Consider the following 19806-nt stretch of genomic DNA (forward strand, 5'->3'; position numbering starts at 1 on the left):
AAAACTTAGCTTTCGTTTATTAACGCTTATTTAACTAATAATCACAACCCCTAGATAATCAACGAAATGCTTGGCACTTCAGGAGCTAGGTCACATGGGTTCATCATTAATTACAGGTATAGATATAAATCATCACAGCATCAAAGCCGTGGTACTAAAACCCGTGGGGGAGTTGTATGCCCTAGTGGGATACAAAGAGCTGCCGATTTCGGACGACATTTTTACAGCTAACCATACTTTGGAGTATCAGAAAACTGTTAAGAAACTTAAAGAACTTAGGAAAGGACTGCCTTTTGGCTGTCGCAACGTCGCCATTTCGGTACCTGATAACACGGTGATCAGCAAAGTACTGCAAATAGAGAGTGAGTTAGAAGACAGAGAAAAAGAGTTTTCTATCTATCAAACCTTCGCCCATCAATCTCCCTTTCCTATCGAGGAGCTGAGTTTAGATTTTGTAAAGCTGGAAGACAAACGATTTGGTAAAGGTTCGACAAGCAGTTATCAGGTATACGCCACTCGTAAAGAAGTTGTGGATAGCCGAGCGGATGCATTAACCAAGGCTGGCTTCAAACCTGTGGTGGTGGATACACAGGCGCATGGGCTACTTAATATCTGGCAATTGGCCTCGCGCCTGTATCCCGATAAGAAAAACTGGTTGCTAGTGGATGTTGGAATCGACCAAACCTCGCTAGGGGTTATCCCGCAGAATTCGGCGCCTTTCTATAAAGACATCGCCTTTGGCACTCAAGATCTTCGCAGCTCAGATGACCCGAGTGATATCGAGAGCGTGTTCGGTACTATGGAAGAGACACATCAATTCATTGTTAACCTGATTGAGAAGCTCAAGCGTCAATTGCAGCTCTATTCATCGGGAAATGCGCAGCAACCTATCTCAGGGATTTGGTTGATGGGCGAGGGCGCCAGCATCCCTATGGTAACCGAAGAGCTAGAACGCCATTTTCAGTTGAGCTGCGAGTCATTGAATCCTTTGTCTTTATTTGAGAATAAGGTCGCCAAGAGACGCCGACTGCCGATTGACTGGCAACACTTTGGTATCGCGGCGGGTATGGCGATGAGTGGGCTCAAGTGGCAGGGAGAGAAGCATGTTGCATCAAATTAACCTGCTGCCGTGGCGTGATGAGATTCGTGCTCAGCACAAGAAGCGTTTTATCCATCTGGTCATTCTTGGCGTCATCATTGCGCTTATAGGGCAATGGGCGGTTGGTCACTATTTTCACGATCAACAAGCCAAGCAGCAAGCTCGCCTCAATTACCTCAATCAGTACATTGCTGAGCTCGACCGACAAATTCAGTCGTTAAAAGTCGCAGAGCAAGAACACAAAGCCATTCTGACTCGACTTGATGTGGTTGAGTCGCTGCAGCTTGGCCGTAATAAGACCACCGACTTCATGAACTTGATGCCGGAGCTGATTCCAGAGGGTGTCTATGTCGACAAGATAAAGATGAATGGTCAGGAGATTGAAATGTCGGGCATCAGCGACAGCACTGCTCGTCTCGCCACCATGTTGGACAACCTCGAACGTTCAGATTCTTTGAAAGGGGTCGAGATGCACTCTATCGTTCATAACCGCAAGCGCTTCAATAAAGAGTTTCAGACCTTCAAGGTCTCTTTTGTGTTTAGGCCTGTGTCTTTAGAAAACACAACCGCGAGCAGAAAAGAGAAGGAGGCACATCATGGCTAACCTTCAAAATAGGATGAGCTTGCAAGATCTCGATGTTGATGAGATCACCGAATGGCCATTGCTGCCTCAGCTTCTCGTGATTCTGGTGTTGATAGTGTTAATCCAAGGTGTAGGCACTTGGCTTTATGTGTTGCCAGTCGACGATGAACTGCAACAGATGAAGCAACAAGAACAAACCTTAAAGACGACCTTGCGAATAAAGGCCAACAAGGTTGCAGCCTTGCCTAAATTGCAGAGTCAGCTGGATGAACTAACCAGTCGCTACGATTACCTGTTAGAGCAGCTGCCTGTTCAAAAAGAGCTAGCAAGTATGTTGGCGTCTGTGAATGAACTCGGCTTGGATAATTCGCTGACCTTTACTCGAATCGATTGGGGACAAAAACAGAACAAGGAGTTTCTCTATCGTTTACCGCTCAATATCGAGCTGACGGGTGACTACCATGAGATTGGTGACTTTTCGGCTGCCATCGCTAAGCTGCCGCGCATCATTAGCTTTGATGATGTGAACTGGCAGCGAGTTAGCCAAGAAAGTAGCACTCTGCACTTTAGGGTTCGAGCTTATACCTACCAGTTTAAATCGGAGGTCAATGATGAAACCCAATAGCGCGTTTTACTCAATCGTATTGATGCTTGCGTTGTCAGGCTGCAAAGCTAATCAAGACTCACTGCAAGATTTTGTGGCGCAGGTTGAAGCCAAGGCGAGAAAAGACGTCGAGCAACTTGTCCCAGCAACTGAATTCACGGCGGCGACTTATCAGCGCCGTGCCTTTCGTCCTCCCTTTGAATTGCCTAAAGAAGCCATTGTGCAAAACCAGCCTTTGGTGAAGAAAGACTGTTGGCAACCCAGCGCCCGTTCTCGTAATGGCAAGTTAGAGAGGTACCCGCTGAGTAAGCTTCGTTTAAGAGGCGTGATGGGCAGTGGCTCAAGCGTGTTCGGCTTAGTGCAAACACCCAAAGGCAACGTGGTAAACGTCAAGAAAGGCCAGTTTATCGGCTTAAACAATGGCCGAGTTACTAAAGTGACGAGCCAATACGTTCAGATTAATGAAACTCTTCCAGATGGCTTAGGTTGTTGGCATAAGCGCAACGTTAGGCTGGCTCTGAAGTAAACCAATGTCACATGATGTGGATATGAGATGTAAATATGATTGAAGGAATAAGTGGATTAGTGAGCAAGGCTCTACAAGGTTTTGCTGTGTCTGTGATGTTGGTTGTTAGCGTGCTCAGCCATGCCGAGAGCTTACCGAACAAATTGGAGAATATTGATTTTAGGGTCAATAAGGATAAAGACGCCGTCATCATTATTGAGCTGGCGACCAGCACAGCAGTGGTGGATGTTCAACGAGCTCAGGAAGGGTTAAGTATCGAGCTAATCAATACTCAAGTTGATGATGACAAGCTCTACCTGCTGGATGTGAAGGATTTCGCTACCTTGGTTGAAGGCATTGAAGTCTATAAAGAGACACCAAGCACTCGGCTTCTAGCGACGATTAGCAATGACTATCAGTATGAATACAACCTAAAGGGGCGCTTTATTGAGGTGGTGATCAGCAAACCGGTGCTCGATGAAGCGACCAAAGAAAAAAGCGTTCTAGAGAAAGAGGGCAAGCTGATATCGATTAACTTCCAGGATATCCCGGTACGAAATGTCCTGCAACTGATTGCCGATTACAACGACTTCAATCTCGTGGTGTCTGATTCGGTAGCCGGAAACCTGACGTTACGCTTAGATGGCGTACCTTGGCAGCAAGTTCTCGACATTATCTTGCAAGTTAAAGGCTTGGATAAGCGTGTTGATGGCAATGTTATCTTGGTCGCGCCGAAAGCGGAGCTCGACCTTCGAGAGCAACAAGCGTTAGAGAAATCGCGCTTAGAAGATGAGTTAGGGGAGCTTAAATCGGAAATCATCAAGATTAACTTTGCTAAAGCCACCGATATCGCTGACATGATTGGAGGTGAAGGTGCGGTCAGCATGTTGTCCGATCGTGGTTCGATTACCATTGATGAGCGCACCAACTCACTGCTCATTCGTGAATTGGAAGAAAACATTGCCGTGATCCGAGGCATCATTGAATCGTTAGACATTCCCGTGAAGCAGGTACAGATAGAGGCACGTATTGTCACGGTTACTGAGGGTAATCTTGATGAGCTTGGCGTGCGCTGGGGCGTTTCCTCAACCAACGGAAGCTTCACCGTTGGTGGCTCAATCGAAGGTAACCACCCATCAGCGATTACGCCGTATGACGACGATAGCGGCAGCAGCGTGATTGATGACTATCTCAACGTCAATTTAGGGGCAACATCGCCGAACGCCTCGAGTATTGCGTTTCAGGTGGCCAAACTGGGTTCAGATACCTTACTCGATCTTGAACTGTCGGCACTGCAACAAGAGTCAAAAGCTGAAATCATTTCTAGTCCACGCTTAATCACCACCAATAAAAAGCCGGCTTATATTGAGCAAGGTACTGAAATTCCTTACTTAGAGTCATCTTCAAGTGGCGCTACGTCGGTTGCATTTAAGAAAGCCGTGTTGAGTCTTAAGGTGACACCGCAGATCACGCCCGATAATCGTTTGGTATTGGATTTGAGCGTGACTCAAGATAGGCCAGGGCAAGTGGTAAAAACTGGAACCGGTGAAGCGGTCGCCATTGATACGCAAAGAATAGGTACGCAAGTGCTTGTTAATAATGGTGAAACTGTCGTGCTTGGCGGGATATTTCAACACAGCGTAAGCAGCACGGTGGATAAAGTTCCTCTGTTGGGAGACCTGCCAGTTTTGGGCGCATTGTTCCGTCGCAGCTATGAAAATGTGGGTAAAAGTGAACTACTTATTTTTGTCACACCCAAAGTTGTGATTCAGTAATGAACAATTAGATTAAAAATAAAGTTGCATTAGTGGCACCTAACCTTGATAATTTCGGGTCTTATCACGAATTATCTGTGAGGAATCGGTGCCACGGGCCTTTTAATTTCAGTACTTGTACTGACCTACCTTGTGGCGATGTCATTGAATTAACGTTGTAAATTACTGCTAAAAACATGGCTGAGAAACGCAATATTTTTCTTGTTGGCCCAATGGGCGCCGGCAAAAGTACAATTGGTAGACACCTAGCTTCCCAACTTCATATGGAGTTTCTAGACTCTGACACTGTGATCGAAGAGCGCACTGGCGCAGACATCGCATGGGTTTTTGATGTTGAGGGCGAAGAAGGTTTCCGTAAGCGCGAAGAATCTGTAATCAATGATCTGACAGAAGAACAAGGTATTGTTCTTGCGACAGGTGGTGGTTCAGTGTTGAGCAAAGAAAACCGTAACCGTCTATCTGCACGAGGCATTGTTGTATACCTAGAGACAACAATTGAAAAGCAACTTGCTCGCACTAACCGCGACAAGAAACGCCCTCTACTTCAAACAGACAACCCGCGTGATGTGCTAGAAGATCTAGCTGTATCTCGCAACGCACTATACGAAGAAGTGGCGGACTACACAGTTCGTACTGACGACCAAAGTGCAAAAGTGGTAGCCAACCAGATCGTAAAAATGCTAGAAGAACGTTAAGTTCATTTTTTCGGAGAGCAAACCCATGGAACGGATTACGGTCAATCTAGCTGAGCGTAGCTACCCCATCTCTATTGGCGCCGGGTTATTTGAAGACCCGGCGTACCTTTCTTTTTTATCAGGCAAACAGAAAGTTGTTGTTATCAGTAATGTGACAGTAGCGCCTCTTTATGCAGATAAAATTTTATCGCTATTGGCTCAAGTAGGCTGTCAGACATCTCTTCTCGAGCTGCCAGACGGTGAACAGTACAAAACCCTTGAAACGTTCAATTCAGTGATGAGCTACATGCTTGAAGGAAATTACAGCCGCGATGTGGTGGTGATTGCTTTAGGTGGTGGTGTAATCGGTGACTTGGTCGGTTTTGCTGCCTCTTGTTACCAGCGCGGTATTGATTTCATTCAAATCCCGACGACCCTTCTTTCTCAAGTGGACTCTTCTGTTGGTGGTAAAACCGCAGTAAACCACCCTCTTGGTAAGAATATGATCGGCGCTTTTTACCAACCGAAATCTGTGATCATCGATACTAACTGTTTATCAACGCTTCCAGAGCGTGAGTTTGCAGCTGGCATTGCTGAGGTGATCAAATACGGCATCATTTACGATGAAGCCTTCTTTGATTGGTTGGAGCAGAATCTAGAGAAACTTTATCAACTTGATGAAGAAGCACTGATTACCGCGATTGCTCGTTGTTGTGCAATTAAGGCTGAAGTGGTGGCTCTAGATGAAAAAGAGTCAGGAATCAGAGCGTTATTGAACCTAGGTCATACATTTGGTCATGCGATTGAAGCAGAACTAGGCTATGGTAATTGGCTACATGGTGAAGCTGTGTCGTCAGGCACTGTAATGGCAGCTAAAACAGCTCAATTACAGGGACTGATCTCTCAGCAGCAACTTGAGCGAATTATTTCTATACTCAAGAATGCGAAACTACCAATCCATACGCCAGAAAGCATGTCTTTTGAAGACTTTATGAAGCACATGATGCGCGATAAAAAAGTGCTGTCTGGTCAGTTGCGTTTGGTATTACCAACAAGTATTGGTACTGCTGAAGTGGTTGCTGATGTGCCTCAAGACATCATTAAACAAGCGATCGATTTCTGCCGTACTCTTTAAATTTGGTTGTGAGGTTGCCTAGCTAAACTCTAGGCAACTGAAGCGTTTTACTGATCGATCTTATCAGTAGGGATCCCCAATGAGTTTGGCTCATGAATTAAGAGTATTAGAGTTAGAATCTCAAGTTGAGCTGCTAGAGCGCTTACAGCTTTTGACTAACTTTGGTTCAAACCTTGTGACGGTGGCGGGCAAAGCTGGCTCTGGCCGATCTTGGTTGGCTCAGCGTTATCTTGAAGCATGGTCGACAGAAAAAAATCAGTGTTTACTGCTTTGTCATCCAAGCCAAGACGATCAACAACGCCGTGCGCTCATTCTTAGCCAAATTGTTTCTGATCCCCTGTTTAATCAACATGATTCCTTATCGGATAGCCTAACAAGGTTACTGGATGGAGAACCGTGTAATGTGGTTATCGTCGTTGATGATGCCCAACGACTTTCTGAGCTATTGGTATCCGAATTATGGATGTTGGTACTGGAAGCTCAATCAAACCCTCAATGGACGATCAATATCGTTCTCTTCTCGGAACCTGGCCACTTAGATACGTTATTAACGCGTTTGAGCTACGGTCAACAACACAAACCTATCGATCTTGAGATCGATGACCTTTCGCAACCAGAAGCTGAACATTTCTTTGAATCACTGGTGATTCGATATGTTGATGATGAGTCTGAAACTTGCGTGCGACGTGCGTTTAATAAAGCGCAACCTCTGCCCGGTGAGTTAATGGCTTTAGGAGAATTGAAAGTGGAAAAAAGGATTATTATTCGCTCAATTATTGGCTCACCCATCAATATCGCGATTGTGGTGGCCTTGCTGTTGATTTTAATTGGTGGTGGTTATTGGTGGATGTTCAGTCAACCAACCCCTGACGATAAAGCGCAATCTCTTATCGCTCCGATTGAACAGACAGCTATCCCAACTTTTGAAGTGGAAAGTGGTACCGAGCAAGCTGGAATCGACGGAATGGACGATTCTGAAGCCGAAGCTGACATGAGTTATCAAGGTGCTGATGACGACAGCTCATCTTTGCCACCGACTGTCGTTGAAGATACCGCGAGTGTTGGAGAAGTCGAACAAGATCAGCAGCGTGTCGTAATCACCTCTGATGTGGTTGATGCCTTGCTTGATGATAAACCTGAAAGTGCCGATACCAGTGCGATTGATGCTGCTGTTGAAGAAAACACAGGTGCCGCGGTGAGTTCGCAATCAGATGCAGACAAAGTGGAGTCACAGCCTTCAGCCGATGAAGCAACAGACCTAACACAGTCCACGCCACCGACTAAGAAAATTACATTCTCATTTTCTCGCGAAGAGTTACAAGCTATCTCTCCGCGAGCTTATACTTTGCAGTTGAGTGCGATGACCTCATTGGACGACGTACAGTCTTTCATTGAAGAGTATGACCTTGAGAACAAGGTTCGTATTTACCCAACACTTCGCAACGACACCAAGTGGTTTATTATCACTTATCAAGATTACCCAACGATTCAAGTGGCGAGAGACGCGGTAAGTGCGTTATCAAAACCCCTTCAACAGTTGGAACCTTGGGCAAAATCGATGAATCAAGTGCATCGAGAGATAGAACGTGCGAAATAACCCTGAGCTTAGCCTCAAAATATGTTACATTCCGCAGCCTTATTTTTGAGTTGATAGATAGAGCAGTAAATGAAAAAGCAGCGTGCCTTTCTAAAATGGGCTGGTGGTAAATATGGCCTAGTTGAAGACATCCAACGTCACCTGCCACCTGCTCGTAAATTGGTAGAACCGTTTGTCGGTGCCGGCTCAGTATTTCTGAATACTGACTTTGAACAGTACCTGCTTGCAGATATCAATCCCGATCTTATCAACCTGTACAACCTGCTTAAAACCGATCCTGAAACTTATATCACGGAAGCGAAGCGCTGGTTCTGTCCTGAGAACAACCGTAAAGAAGCCTTCTTAGATATTCGCGCTGAGTTCAATGGTACAGATAACGTCATGTATCGTTCATTGGCTTTCTTGTATATGAACCGATTTGGCTTCAATGGTCTATGTCGTTACAACAAGAAGGGCGGTTTTAACGTTCCATTTGGTTCTTATAAAAAACCTTACTTCCCAGAAGCTGAGCTGGAATTTTTTGCCGAGAAAGCGAAAAAAGCCACTTTCGTCTGTGAGGGATACCATGAAACCTTTAGCCGCGCGCGCAAAGGCTGTGTGGTTTACTGCGATCCTCCATACGCACCACTGTCGAACACGGCAAACTTTACCTCTTACGCAGGTAATGGCTTTAGCTTAGATGACCAAGCTGCACTGGCGGATGTTGCTGAAAAAGCAGCGATGGAACGAGGCATCCCTGTCTTGATCTCAAACCATGACACCACCTTAACGCGCCGTTTATACCATGGTGCAGAACTGAACGTGGTCAAGGTTAAGCGCACCATTAGCCGTAATGGCGCAGGGCGCAATAAAGTCGATGAGTTACTGGCACTTTTTCATAAAGAGAAAAACCAGCAACACGCTTCAGAAGAATTGTAGCGGCCAACATAACCCTCGAACTCATTAAATTGAGTGACCAACGGGTACTTTCATAAACTAATCTTTCGAACTGCTAGGATCTGCTTAGTTGCTTAGGTAGAATTGCACACCAAATAGTCTTGGAATTGAGTCTTGTATTTGTATATGAGATGTCACAAGGCGGTGATATTCGCAATTTACTCACTCTTAAGAGGTTTGGTATGAAAGATTTTCTAATCGCTCCATCGATTTTGTCTGCAGATTTTGCTCGTCTTGGTGAAGACGTAGAAAAAGTACTCGCAGCTGGTGCTGATGTTGTGCACTTCGATGTGATGGACAACCACTACGTACCTAACCTGACTTTTGGCGCGCCTATCTGTAAAGCGCTGCGCGACTACGGTATTACGGCTCCTATCGATGTTCACCTTATGGTTAAGCCAGTAGACAGCATCGTGCCTGAGTTTGCTAAAGCCGGCGCATCAATGATTACCTTCCACGTTGAAGCTTCAGAGCACATCGATCGCACTCTACAGCTAATCAAAGAGCACGGCTGTAAAGCGGGTGTGGTTCTTAACCCTGCAACGCCGCTTTCTTGCTTAGATTACATCCTAGACAAAGTAGACATGATTCTACTGATGTCTGTGAACCCAGGCTTCGGCGGTCAATCTTTCATTCCTCACACGCTAGATAAACTACGTGCTGTTCGTAAGCTGATTGATGAGTCAGGCCGTGACATTCGCCTTGAGATTGATGGCGGCGTGAAGGTTGATAACATCCGTGAAATCGCAGAAGCGGGCGCAGATATGTTCGTTGCGGGTTCAGCTATCTTCAATCAACCAGATTACAAAGAAGTGATTGATGAGATGCGTGCAGAGCTTGCAAAAGTAAACGCATAATCGTAAAACTACAGATAGATTGAATATTAAGGGGCTAATTTGCCCCTTTTTTACGTCTTATAGCTCAACTCATAAGACGAACATAATAAATAGGAAAGTAAGATGTCATTAAGCTCAATAAAACTGATCGCCTTTGATTTGGATGGAACCTTGTTAGACAGCGTGCCTGATTTGGCCGTTGCTGCTGACCAAGCTTGTCAGGAGTTGGGCTTCCCTTCAGTGAGCGAAGAACAAGTTCGCGACTACGTAGGTAATGGTGCTGATGTTCTTATCGGACGTTCACTCAGCCGTAACTTGACGGTTGACCCAAGCCTAGAGCCAGAGCTACTGAAAAAAGCACGCATCCTGTTTGATGATTTCTATGAGCAGGGCGGTCACAAGCTAAGTCACCTTTACCCATCGGTTAAAGAGACGCTGGCTGAGCTGGATAAAGCCGGCTTCACTATGGCGCTGGTTACCAACAAGCCATCGAAGTTTGTACCAGACGTACTGGCGCAACACGGTATTGATAAGTACTTTGTTGATGTGTTGGGTGGCGACTCTTTCCCAGAGAAAAAACCGAACCCAGTCGCTCTGAACTGGTTGCTAGAAAAGCACAATGTAAAAGCGGAAGAGATGTTGATGGTTGGCGATTCAAGCAACGACATTAAAGCGGCTAAGAATGCAGGTTGTCACTCGTTTGGTCTGACTTACGGTTATAACCACGGCGAGCCGATTTCAGCATCAAACCCTGACTATGTCGCGGATAACGTCGCGCAATTACTAGATGTCGTTCTAGTTTCAGCATAAAGCGGACAAAAGTTAGCTAACCTACTAGCAAAATACTTATCAATGAGTACACTGGATGAGCCGTACAGAAGAGCTGTGCGGCTTTTCTATATTTAAGTTAAGAAGCTAAGCGTTCAATAAACTTAGCGAATAAGCAAAGGAATTAAAACCATGAGCAAGCCCATCGTATTGAGTGGTGTTCAACCATCTGGTGAACTAAGTATCGGTAACTACTTGGGTGCTCTACGTCAATGGCAACAGATGCAAGATGATTACGATTGCCAATACTGTGTTGTAGACCTTCACGCAATTACGGTTCGCCAAGATCCGAAAGCACTGCATGAAGCGACTCTAGACGCACTAGCAATCTGTCTTGCTGTCGGTGTTGATCCAAAGAAGAGCACGCTATTTGTTCAGTCACACGTACCAGAGCATGCTCAACTTGGTTGGCTTCTTAACTGTTACACACAAATGGGTGAACTGAGCCGTATGACTCAGTTTAAAGATAAGTCTGCACGTCACTCAAACGACGTAAACGTAGGCCTATACGACTACCCAGTGTTGATGGCTGCAGACATCCTGCTTTACGGTGCTCACCAAGTACCTGTAGGTAGCGACCAGAAACAACACCTAGAGCTAGCGCGTGATATCGCAACTCGCTTCAATAACATCTACGGTCCTGAAACGCCAATCTTCCAAGTACCAGAACCTTACATTCCAACAGTGAATGCACGTGTAATGAGCCTGCAAGACGCGACGAAGAAGATGTCTAAGTCGGACGACAACCGTAAGAACGTGATTACTCTGCTAGAAGAGCCTAAGTCGATCATCAAGAAGATCAACAAAGCGCAAACCGATGCAGAAACACCACCACGCATTGCTCACGATTGGGAAAACAAAGCGGGTATCTCTAACCTAATGGGTCTGTACTCTGCAGCGACGGGTAAAACGTTCGAAGAGATCGAAGCGCAGTACCAAGGCGTTGAAATGTACGGTCCGTTCAAGAAAGACGTAGGCGCAGCATTGGGTGAGATGCTTGAGCCGATTCAAGCTGAATATCACCGTATCCGTGCTGACCGTGCCTACATGGACGCAGTAATGAAAGCCGGTGCTGAAAAAGCCTCTGAACGTGCTGCAGTGACACTGAAAAAAGCATACGAAGCAGTAGGTTTTGTTACTCGCCCATAGGGTGAACTAACACAACTCGCTTGAGAATTTGAGCCCAAAGTAGCTGTTGTTTACTTTGGGCTTTTTCATGCCCATTCCATTTGCCTTCCTCGAAACTCCCTTGTTTGAATTGATAATTTACCCAGTATTTAGCTAGCATATCCATCGCTGTAATGCTGTGCAGATGATCTTATTTGGTACCCTCAAGCTTTATAAAATCACACTCGTTTCTATATATGTTGGAAATATATAACGTGCCAAACAATTGATGATTCCAAAGTGATAAGTTCCTCATTTTCTTGCCAACTGACTTATTCCTTTCATAAATAAACCTGATAGTTACCACAAAATACATGACTGCCCATAGATGGCAGTGACTATAACTCGATGAACTCAGGTGAAACGGATGGCTCTTTTACACAAACCTTCATTGCTAGCAGTGGCAATTGGTAGCTTGTTAACTACAAGCGCACACGCTGATTTGTTTATTTCACAATATGTGGAAGGCGGCAGCTATAACAAAGCGGTTGAGATTGCCAATAGTGGCGATAGCAGCATTAGTTTAGATGGTTACTCATTGGCGAAATCTGCCAATGGCAACGGATCATGGGGTGCCACTTTACCTTTAGATGGACACGTTTTAGCACCCGGTGAAGTACTCGTGGTCGCACATTCTAGTGCGAGTGATGAGATTAAAGCTCAAGCTGACATCATTAATGCCTCTATCGCCAATCATAATGGTGACGACCCGCTGGCTATCTTGAATTCAGACGGCTCGGTACATGATGTTGTTGGTTTGATGGGCGATGTGGACTGGGGCAAAGATGTTACTTTGGTTCGTGCGACACAAACACCTTCTGCGACGTTTGATGCTTCACAATGGGTATCGCTACCAAAAGACAGCATTGAAGGCCTAGGTTCACTAGACAGCGTTGAACTGCCAGAAGCGTTCACTTGTACACAAGATGGCTCTGACCCAGTATTCACCACCATTCAAGAAATCCAAGGTGAGGGCGCTACATCGCCATTCATCGATGGCTACCCGTACATCACCGACGATGAATATTTCGTAAAAGGTGTGGTAAGTGCGGTAACAACAGGCCTAACTAAAGGCTTCTACCTGCAAGCACTTGAGGATGATTTCAACTCAAGCACTTCTGAGGGTCTATTTATTCATACCAACCAGTCGAGCTCAGAGCTAGTAGCCGGTGATGTAGTGTGTGTGAAAGGCAAGGTTCAAGAATACTACAGCCACACTCAGCTGAAAGTAGAAAACAACCAATGGCTAAAACAGGGCGAGCAGCAGGCACCTGAAGCTACGGCGATTGAAGTGCTAGACAGTGACGAGAACTTCGCTGCAACGCTTGAACGCTACGAAGGCATGTTGGTGAAAACAACCGAAGCGCTTGATATGCGTGTGACGCGTGCCTTTGGTTATGACTACGCAGGTCGTCGTAACAACATGGTACTGGCGCATGAGCGTATTAACATGCAGCCGAACCAGCTTTTCGCCGCGGGATCTGACGAAGCGAAGCAGCAAACTGAAGACAACGCAGACCGCCGTCTTTTCGTTGAAACCGATCAAAAAGCGGCTGATGGACAAGTCCCTTTCTACCCAGATTTTGGCCGCACTGATATCGACCAAAATGGTTCAACAGAAGATTACATCCGCATTGATGACACCATTGTTGGCCTAGAAGGCGTGCTGACTTACAGCTACGGTGAGTACCGTTTAATTGCGACTAACCAGATCTCGGCTGAAAACTATGTGCGTAACGATCCGCGTACCGACAAACCAGACATGGATGAAGGCGACCTACGTATTGCGACCTTCAACGTATTGAACTACTTCAACTCTCCATTTGGTGGCGACGCGAATCAGCACGGCAATAACCGTGGCGCGAACACCATCACTGAGTTTGAGATGCAGCAAGAGAAGATTGTGAACGCGATTCTTCGCTTAGATGCAGACATCATTGGCTTGATGGAAATTGAGAACAACGGCTTTGGTGAAGGTTCTGCCATTCAACAGCTTGTGAATCAGTTGAATGATCGCATTGAGCGTAAGAAAGACCGTTATACGTTTGTCGCAGTTGATTCAAATGAAGATGGTGTAACCGACGAGATGGACTCGATTGGTACTGACGTAATCACAACGGGTGTCATCTATCGCAAGAAGGTAGTGAAGCTTAAAGACAGCCGCGTTATCGCGATGCCAAGCCAGCAAGCACCAGAGGTGTTAGACGATTCAGGTAAGGTGATTGAAGATGGTAAGAACTACCAGCGTGACTCGTTAGCGCCAACCTTTAAAGTTAAAGGCACCAAAGAGAAACTCACCGTAGCGATCAACCACTTTAAATCGAAAGGCTCTAAGTGTTGGGAAGATGCTGCTCCGATTGAGCAGGGCGGCCAAGGCGGCGTTGATGCCGATAAGCAAGGTTCATGTGAGAACTTCCGTGTTGCTGCGGCGGTTGCATTAGGTGAAGCGCTCGATGGCATCAAAGGTCACAAAGTGATCCTGGGTGATATGAACTCGTACGGCATGGAAGATCCAATGCTGGTGCTAACCGATTACTCGGAAGAGAAATACGGCAAGCAGATCAAAGCAGCTCGTAATACCTACATTGATGGTGTTGAGCAGTTTGGTGATAGCGGTGCGGTGATTACGAAGAACTACGGTTATATCAATGTTGTGGCTCAAAAGCACCCAGACAGCTGGAGCTACTCATACAATGATGAAGTTGGCGCTCTAGACCACCTGCTGATCAGCGAAAGCCTGAAAGATAGGGTTGTCGATGCTACCGATTGGCACATCAATGGTGGTGAGTCGACGTTGTTTGACTACAACGAAGAGTACAAAGGTGACCTACCTAAGTACCAAGATCACTTCCGTTCATCGGATCATGATCCTGCCGTTCTTGAGCTAAGAGTAGGCGGTTCATTTGGCTTCGGTGCTCTTATGTCACTATTTGGCTTAGCAATGTGGCGTCGTCGTAAGTAGCTCAATCACAAATAGATTGGCTTGCCATACAAGTAAGCCAATTCAGATAACTTAACGCTATCTGTAAACAATTAAGGTCAACTTAGGTTGGCCTTAATTATTGGCGAAATGCAGTTTCCACTTGCCTTTCGCTATGGGTATTGCACAATACCGCCCCTATATCTCCCAATCCTTTAGTATTTAGCAAACGATTTCGACCCATGTTACTTATCATCGATAACTACGACTCTTTTACCTATAACTTGTATCAGTATTTCTGTGAGTTAGGGGTAACTGTAAAAGTTGTTCGCAACGATGAGATTGATATTGCGGGCATCGAAGCGCTAAATCCTAGCCATCTTGTTATCTCGCCGGGCCCATGTACGCCCGATGATGCGGGAATTTCGCTGCAGGTGATTGAACACTTCGTTGGTAAGCTGCCGATCTTAGGTGTGTGTCTTGGTCATCAAGCCATTGCTCAAGTCTTTGGTGGTGAAGTGGTGAGAGCCAGACAAGTGATGCACGGTAAAACCTCGCCTATTCGTCATAACGGGAAGAGTGTTTTTCAAGGTCTCAATAACCCTCTGACTGTGACTCGTTACCACTCTTTAGTGGTGAAAAACGGCACATTACCAGACTGTTTTGAGCTGACGTCTTGGACGGAATTTGAAGATGGTAGCATGGATGAGATCATGGGTTATCAACACAAAACCTTGCCGATTGATGCCGTCCAATTTCACCCTGAATCGATTAAAACAGAGCAAGGACACCAGCTTCTCGCTAACTTCCTAGCACGCTGAGTGTTTAAATTTGACTCTTTCTCCGTCTAAATAAGCCAGTTTAACGTATTCCATTACCCGTTAAGCGTTTAAATTCGGGCGCTACGCGTCTTCATCCCTCTGACGCCGATCACTTTTTATAACATTTCTCCCTCGTCAGGCTAAGTTTTTAGCCTATGCAAAATTATTCGCGTTATTTCGTCTCGAACCCAATATACCGCAATGCCAGTAAGGCTTTGCTGTTGCTGGTTATACGTTTAGGTAAAAAAAGCTTCATAAAACAGATTAATTGATGCATAAATAGTCATAGGTAGTGACGTTTAGCTGGTTGTAAGGGATGGCTAAAGAATAATCTACTATTGAAAAGGTTAATTAAATGTAAATATAATGCTGCAGCGGGATTATGGCGAGACAAAATATCTTTGTCTCACTTATGAACCATTACGCTTATTTGCGAAGCTTGCGGTATCGAGAAGGAATGTACGATGACAGTGGAAAATAAAGTAGAACGTAGTCTGTTTAATGAGGTGATGGTGCCTTGTTATAACCCAATGGAAATGATCCCAGTAAAAGGGGAAGGCGCACGCGTTTGGGACCAACAAGGCCGAGAGTATATCGACTTTGCTGGTGGTATCGCTGTGAGCTGTTTGGGTCACTGTCACCCAGCAATGGTTAATGCTGTTACCGAGCAAGCAAACAAGATTTGGCACCTAAGTAATGTAATGACTAACGAACCTGCACTGCGTCTAGCGAAGAAGCTAACTGACGTATGTTTTGCAGAAAAAGTATTCTTTGCGAACTCTGGTGCAGAAGCGAACGAAGCAGCACTTAAGCTAGCTCGTCGTTGGGCTGCGGATGTTCACGGTCCTGAGAAATCTGAAATCATTGCATTCAAACAAGGTTTCCACGGTCGTACTTTCTTTACTGTAACCGTTGGTGGTCAAGAAGCTTACTCAGATGGCTTCGGTCCAAAACCTGGCGATGTAACTCACCTACCTTACAACGATATTGCCGCTCTAGAAGCGCATATCTCTGATCGCACTTGTGCCATCATGATGGAACCTCTGCAAGGCGAGGGCGGTATCATCTCTCCAACGGCTGAGTTCGTGAATACGGTTCGTGAACTGTGTGACAAGCACAATGCATTGTTGATTTTTGATGAAGTACAAACAGGTAATGGTCGTACTGGTAACTTCTATGCTTACCAAGGTCTGGGCGTGACGCCAGACATTCTAAGCACAGCGAAGTCTCTAGGTGGCGGTTTCCCTATCGGCGCAATGCTGACGACGTCTGAACTGGCTACACACCTTAAGGTTGGTACGCACGGTTCTACATACGGTGGTAACCCACTGGCGTGTGCGGTAGCTGAAGCAGTGGTTGACGTAGTTAGCCAACCTGAGACTCTAGAAGGCGTAAAAGAGCGTGAAGCGCTATTCCGTGATGGTCTAACTAAGATTAACGACAAATACCAAATTTTCAGTGAGATTCGTGGTAAAGGCCTATTGTTAGGTGCTGCACTGAATGACGAATGGCAAGGGCGTGCGCGTGACGTATTAGTAGCAGCAGGCGAGCAAGGCCTAATGGTACTGGTTGCGGGTGCAAACGTGGTTCGTCTTACTCCATCACTGGTTATCACTAAACAAGAAATTGAAGAAGGTTTATCAAAACTAGACAAAGCAATCGCTACGCTAGTTTAGCCTGAGCGGCGTCATAGGAATGATCGCCAATAGAGCGATCCCATGACGTTCTGCTAAAGGCCCAAGCTTCTGGTTTTGGGCCTATTTTGCATCTGGAGGGAATATTGATGCTAGTTGTTCGCCCAATAAAACTGTCTGATTACGATGCGCTGCACACCTGTGCAGTTGAATCAGGTCATGGATTCACATCTCTTCCGGTTAACGAAGAATTGTTAACTAACCGAATTACCCATTCTGAATACAGCTTTGCGAAAGCAGACGTGACCGAACCCGGTGATGAAGGCTATCTAATGGTGGGTTTCGACGCTGAAACTGGCGAAGTTGCTGGTACAACGGGTATCGAAGCTTCCATTGGCTGGGATGTGCCTTTTTACTCGTACCACATCAGTAAAGTGGTTCACTCTTCACAGCGCCTTAAAGTGAATAACGTGGTTAAGCTGTTGACGTTTGGTAATAACTACACAGGCTGCAGCGAAATTTGTACGCTGTTCTTACGTCCTGATTACCGCAAAGGCTTAAACGGTCGACTGATGTCTAAGTGTCGTTTCCTACTGATGGCTGAGCACCCAGAGCGTTTCTCAAAAACGATCTTTGCTGAGATGCGTGGTGTATCAGATGCGGAAGGCAATTCTCCTTTCTGGCAATGGCTGCAAGAACATTTCTTCTCGATTGACTTCACGCTTGCCGATTACCTAACCGGTATTGGTAAGAAAGGCTTCATTGCTGACCTAATGCCTAAGCTACCTATCTACGTGAACCTACTGAGCAAAGAAGCTCAAGCGGTGATCGGAGAGGTACATGACAATACGCGCCCTGCACTTAAGTTGCTGGAACGTGAAGGTTTCACCAACCGTGGTTATGTCGACATCTTTGATGCAGGCCCAACGGTTGAGTGTGATCTAAGAAACATCGAATCTGTGCGTCACTCAATTCGAGCACAGGTTCAAATTGCAGAGCACTCTAGCTCTAAAGACTTCCTAATTGGTAATACCTCGTTTGAGAACTTCCGCGCAGTAGCCGCGAAAGGTGCGTATGACCAAGCAAGCGACACAGTGATTTTATCATCTGAAGTAGCAAGCGCTCTTGAAGTAAAAGAAGGCGAATTCGTTCGCATGTTGGCTCAATAAGAGCGGCGATTATCTGTCGAAGATTTTAAGGATAGAAGTATGACTCAGTGGATAGCAGGACAGTGGGTGGCAGGTCAAGGTGACGCCATGACATCAGTAAGCCCATACAACAATGAAGTAGTGTGGCAGGGTGATAGCGCGACACCAGCACAGGTTGAATCTGCAGTAGCAGCAGCTCGTGAAGCCTTCTTGGTTTGGAAAAAACTGAGCTTTGCAGAGCGTGAAGCGATCGTGTTGAACTTTGCTGAGAAAGTTAAAGAGAACAGCGAAGAAATCGCGCAAATCATCGCGAAAGAGACGGGTAAACCGATTTGGGAAACTCGCACTGAAGCGGGCGCAATGGCGGGCAAGATTGCTATTTCAATTCGTGCTTACCATGAGCGTACCGGTGAAGCTTCTCGTGAAGCGGCAGGCAACCAGATTGTACTGCGTCACCGTCCATTAGGCGTGATGGCAGTATTTGGTCCTTATAACTTCCCTGGTCACCTACCTAACGGTCATATTGTTCCTGCACTGCTATCGGGTAATACCGTGGTATTTAAGCCTTCAGAGCAGACACCTTGGACGGGTGAGTTTGCGATGAAATTATGGCAAGAAGCGGGTCTTCCTGCTGGCGTAATCAACCTAGTACAAGGCGCTAAAGAGACAGGTATCGCACTGGCCGATGCTAAAGGTCTTGATGGCGTGCTGTTCACAGGTAGTGCTAATACGGGGCATATCCTTCACCGTCAATTCGCGGGCCAACCGGGCAAGATGCTGGCACTAGAGATGGGTGGCAATAACCCTATGGTGATCACTGACCAATATGGTGACGCAGACGCAACGGTATACACCATTATCCAATCGGCGTTCATCAGTGCGGGTCAACGTTGTACATGTGCTCGTCGTTTGTACGTGCCTGTTGGCGAGAAGGGGGATCTGCTACTCGATAAGCTGGTCGCAGCGACGCAAAAGATTCGTGTTGATCAGCCATTCGCTGAACCAGCACCCTTCATGGGTCCTCAGATCTCTGAAGCTGCGGCTAAGTTCATTCTGGACGCGCAAGCGAATCTACAATCGTTAGGCGGCGTCAGCCTAGTAGAAGCAAAAGCGGGTCAAGCGGCGTTTGTTTCTCCGGGTATTATCGACGCAACCAACATTGCTGAGCTGCCGGATGAAGAGTACTTCGGTCCACTGCTACAAGTGGTTCGTTACCAATCGCTAAAGCAAGCGGTTGAGCTAGCTAACGACACTCGTTTTGGTTTGTCTGCGGGTCTTGTATCAACAGATGATTCTGAATGGGAATACTTCGTTGACCATATCCGTGCGGGTATTGTTAACCGTAACCGTCAGCTAACAGGCGCAAGTGGTGATGCACCATTTGGTGGTCCGGGTGCTTCAGGCAACCTACGCCCAAGTGCTTACTATGCGGCGGACTACTGTGCTTATCCTATGGCTTCAATGGAAGGCGGTGAAACTCAACTTCCAGCAACGTTTAGCCCGGGTATTGAGCTTTAATTTAGGCTAATGAGTCTTAGGCTCAT

At 46.2% G+C, this 19806-nt stretch carries 17 protein-coding genes; all 17 read left to right on the plus strand.

The genetic code is table 11. The features are described 5' to 3' along the window. Window positions 1–94 precede the first annotated feature (94 nt). The gene (gene pilM, locus ACED41_RS07220) at window positions 95–1120 is read left to right on the plus strand and encodes a type IV pilus assembly protein PilM (RefSeq protein ID WP_017061130.1); all 1026 of its coding nucleotides are present in this window, start codon (window positions 95–97) and stop codon (window positions 1118–1120) included. Further along, the gene (locus tag ACED41_RS07225) at window positions 1104–1703 is read left to right on the plus strand and encodes a PilN domain-containing protein (protein WP_371724715.1); all 600 of its coding nucleotides are present in this window, start codon (window positions 1104–1106) and stop codon (window positions 1701–1703) included. The genes pilM and ACED41_RS07225 overlap by 17 nt, the downstream gene beginning before the upstream one ends. Continuing rightward, window positions 1696–2307, plus strand: coding sequence for a type 4a pilus biogenesis protein PilO (locus ACED41_RS07230; RefSeq protein ID WP_371724716.1), 612 nt, complete (start codon window positions 1696–1698; stop codon window positions 2305–2307). The genes ACED41_RS07225 and ACED41_RS07230 overlap by 8 nt, the downstream gene beginning before the upstream one ends. Next, window positions 2294–2812 (plus strand): pilus assembly protein PilP, encoded by a 519-nt coding sequence (locus tag ACED41_RS07235; RefSeq protein WP_371724729.1) that lies wholly within the window; start codon window positions 2294–2296, stop codon window positions 2810–2812. Before ACED41_RS07230 ends, ACED41_RS07235 begins: the two co-directional genes overlap by 14 nt. A gap of 35 nt (window positions 2813–2847) precedes the next feature. Next, complete coding sequence (locus tag ACED41_RS07240; protein WP_371724717.1) at window positions 2848–4566, plus strand: type IV pilus secretin PilQ; 1719 nt, start codon at window positions 2848–2850, stop codon at window positions 4564–4566. Between the two features lie 176 nt (window positions 4567–4742). Then, window positions 4743–5261 (plus strand): shikimate kinase AroK, encoded by a 519-nt coding sequence (gene aroK / locus ACED41_RS07245; RefSeq protein ID WP_017061125.1) that lies wholly within the window; start codon window positions 4743–4745, stop codon window positions 5259–5261. A 25-nt stretch (window positions 5262–5286) separates the two neighbouring features. After that, window positions 5287–6375 (plus strand): 3-dehydroquinate synthase, encoded by a 1089-nt coding sequence (aroB, locus tag ACED41_RS07250; RefSeq protein ID WP_371724718.1) that lies wholly within the window; start codon window positions 5287–5289, stop codon window positions 6373–6375. A gap of 79 nt (window positions 6376–6454) precedes the next feature. Next, a complete protein-coding gene (locus ACED41_RS07255; protein WP_017068836.1) occupies window positions 6455–7972 on the plus strand; it encodes an AAA family ATPase in 1518 nt (505 codons plus the stop codon). Window positions 7973–8041: 69 nt separating this feature from the next. Further along, window positions 8042–8890 (plus strand): Dam family site-specific DNA-(adenine-N6)-methyltransferase, encoded by an 849-nt coding sequence (locus ACED41_RS07260; RefSeq protein WP_017061122.1) that lies wholly within the window; start codon window positions 8042–8044, stop codon window positions 8888–8890. Between the two features lie 200 nt (window positions 8891–9090). After that, window positions 9091–9765 carry a ribulose-phosphate 3-epimerase gene (gene rpe, locus ACED41_RS07265; RefSeq protein WP_010435263.1) on the plus strand — a complete coding sequence of 225 codons (675 nt, stop codon included), beginning with the start codon at window positions 9091–9093 and terminating at the stop codon, window positions 9763–9765. A 102-nt stretch (window positions 9766–9867) separates the two neighbouring features. Further along, window positions 9868–10554: a phosphoglycolate phosphatase gene (locus ACED41_RS07270; RefSeq protein WP_017061120.1), complete on the plus strand. Its 687-nt coding sequence runs from the start codon at window positions 9868–9870 to the stop codon at window positions 10552–10554. A gap of 150 nt (window positions 10555–10704) precedes the next feature. After that, window positions 10705–11721, plus strand: coding sequence for a tryptophan--tRNA ligase (gene trpS, locus ACED41_RS07275; protein WP_371724719.1), 1017 nt, complete (start codon window positions 10705–10707; stop codon window positions 11719–11721). Between the two features lie 385 nt (window positions 11722–12106). Further along, window positions 12107–14701: an ExeM/NucH family extracellular endonuclease gene (locus ACED41_RS07280; RefSeq protein WP_371724720.1), complete on the plus strand. Its 2595-nt coding sequence runs from the start codon at window positions 12107–12109 to the stop codon at window positions 14699–14701. A gap of 200 nt (window positions 14702–14901) precedes the next feature. Further along, on the plus strand, window positions 14902–15480 hold the full coding sequence (locus ACED41_RS07285) for an aminodeoxychorismate/anthranilate synthase component II (RefSeq protein WP_009848915.1): 579 nt from the start codon (window positions 14902–14904) through the stop codon (window positions 15478–15480). Between the two features lie 464 nt (window positions 15481–15944). Continuing rightward, complete coding sequence (locus ACED41_RS07290) at window positions 15945–17156, plus strand: aspartate aminotransferase family protein (RefSeq protein WP_371724721.1); 1212 nt, start codon at window positions 15945–15947, stop codon at window positions 17154–17156. A gap of 107 nt (window positions 17157–17263) precedes the next feature. Continuing rightward, the gene (gene astA / locus ACED41_RS07295; RefSeq protein WP_017061116.1) at window positions 17264–18283 is read left to right on the plus strand and encodes an arginine N-succinyltransferase; all 1020 of its coding nucleotides are present in this window, start codon (window positions 17264–17266) and stop codon (window positions 18281–18283) included. Window positions 18284–18322: 39 nt separating this feature from the next. After that, a complete protein-coding gene (astD, locus tag ACED41_RS07300) occupies window positions 18323–19780 on the plus strand; it encodes a succinylglutamate-semialdehyde dehydrogenase (protein WP_371724722.1) in 1458 nt (485 codons plus the stop codon). Window positions 19781–19806: the final 26 nt, after the last annotated feature.

Origin of the sequence: Vibrio sp. 1F255, assembly GCF_041439145.1 — a bacterium.
Taxonomy (GTDB): Bacteria; Pseudomonadota; Gammaproteobacteria; order Enterobacterales; family Vibrionaceae; genus Vibrio; species Vibrio crassostreae_C.

Bases quoted from the DNA above. Each gene is read 5' to 3' on its own strand.
- ACED41_RS07230 (WP_371724716.1), top strand. From the start codon at position 1,696: ATGGCTAACCTTCAAAATAGGATGAGCTTGCAAGATCTCGATGTTGAT.
- ACED41_RS07285 (WP_009848915.1), top strand. From the start codon at position 14,902: ATGTTACTTATCATCGATAACTACGACTCTTTTACCTATAACTTGTAT.
- ACED41_RS07270 (WP_017061120.1), top strand. From the start codon at position 9,868: ATGTCATTAAGCTCAATAAAACTGATCGCCTTTGATTTGGATGGAACC.
- astA (WP_017061116.1), top strand. From the start codon at position 17,264: ATGCTAGTTGTTCGCCCAATAAAACTGTCTGATTACGATGCGCTGCAC.
- rpe (WP_010435263.1), top strand. From the start codon at position 9,091: ATGAAAGATTTTCTAATCGCTCCATCGATTTTGTCTGCAGATTTTGCT.
- ACED41_RS07280 (WP_371724720.1), top strand. From the start codon at position 12,107: ATGGCTCTTTTACACAAACCTTCATTGCTAGCAGTGGCAATTGGTAGC.
- ACED41_RS07225 (WP_371724715.1), top strand. From the start codon at position 1,104: ATGTTGCATCAAATTAACCTGCTGCCGTGGCGTGATGAGATTCGTGCT.
- ACED41_RS07260 (WP_017061122.1), top strand. From the start codon at position 8,042: ATGAAAAAGCAGCGTGCCTTTCTAAAATGGGCTGGTGGTAAATATGGC.
- astD (WP_371724722.1), top strand. From the start codon at position 18,323: ATGACTCAGTGGATAGCAGGACAGTGGGTGGCAGGTCAAGGTGACGCC.
- ACED41_RS07235 (WP_371724729.1), top strand. From the start codon at position 2,294: ATGAAACCCAATAGCGCGTTTTACTCAATCGTATTGATGCTTGCGTTG.
- aroK (WP_017061125.1), top strand. From the start codon at position 4,743: ATGGCTGAGAAACGCAATATTTTTCTTGTTGGCCCAATGGGCGCCGGC.
- ACED41_RS07240 (WP_371724717.1), top strand. From the start codon at position 2,848: ATGATTGAAGGAATAAGTGGATTAGTGAGCAAGGCTCTACAAGGTTTT.
- pilM (WP_017061130.1), top strand. From the start codon at position 95: ATGGGTTCATCATTAATTACAGGTATAGATATAAATCATCACAGCATC.
- ACED41_RS07255 (WP_017068836.1), top strand. From the start codon at position 6,455: ATGAGTTTGGCTCATGAATTAAGAGTATTAGAGTTAGAATCTCAAGTT.
- aroB (WP_371724718.1), top strand. From the start codon at position 5,287: ATGGAACGGATTACGGTCAATCTAGCTGAGCGTAGCTACCCCATCTCT.
- ACED41_RS07290 (WP_371724721.1), top strand. From the start codon at position 15,945: ATGACAGTGGAAAATAAAGTAGAACGTAGTCTGTTTAATGAGGTGATG.
- trpS (WP_371724719.1), top strand. From the start codon at position 10,705: ATGAGCAAGCCCATCGTATTGAGTGGTGTTCAACCATCTGGTGAACTA.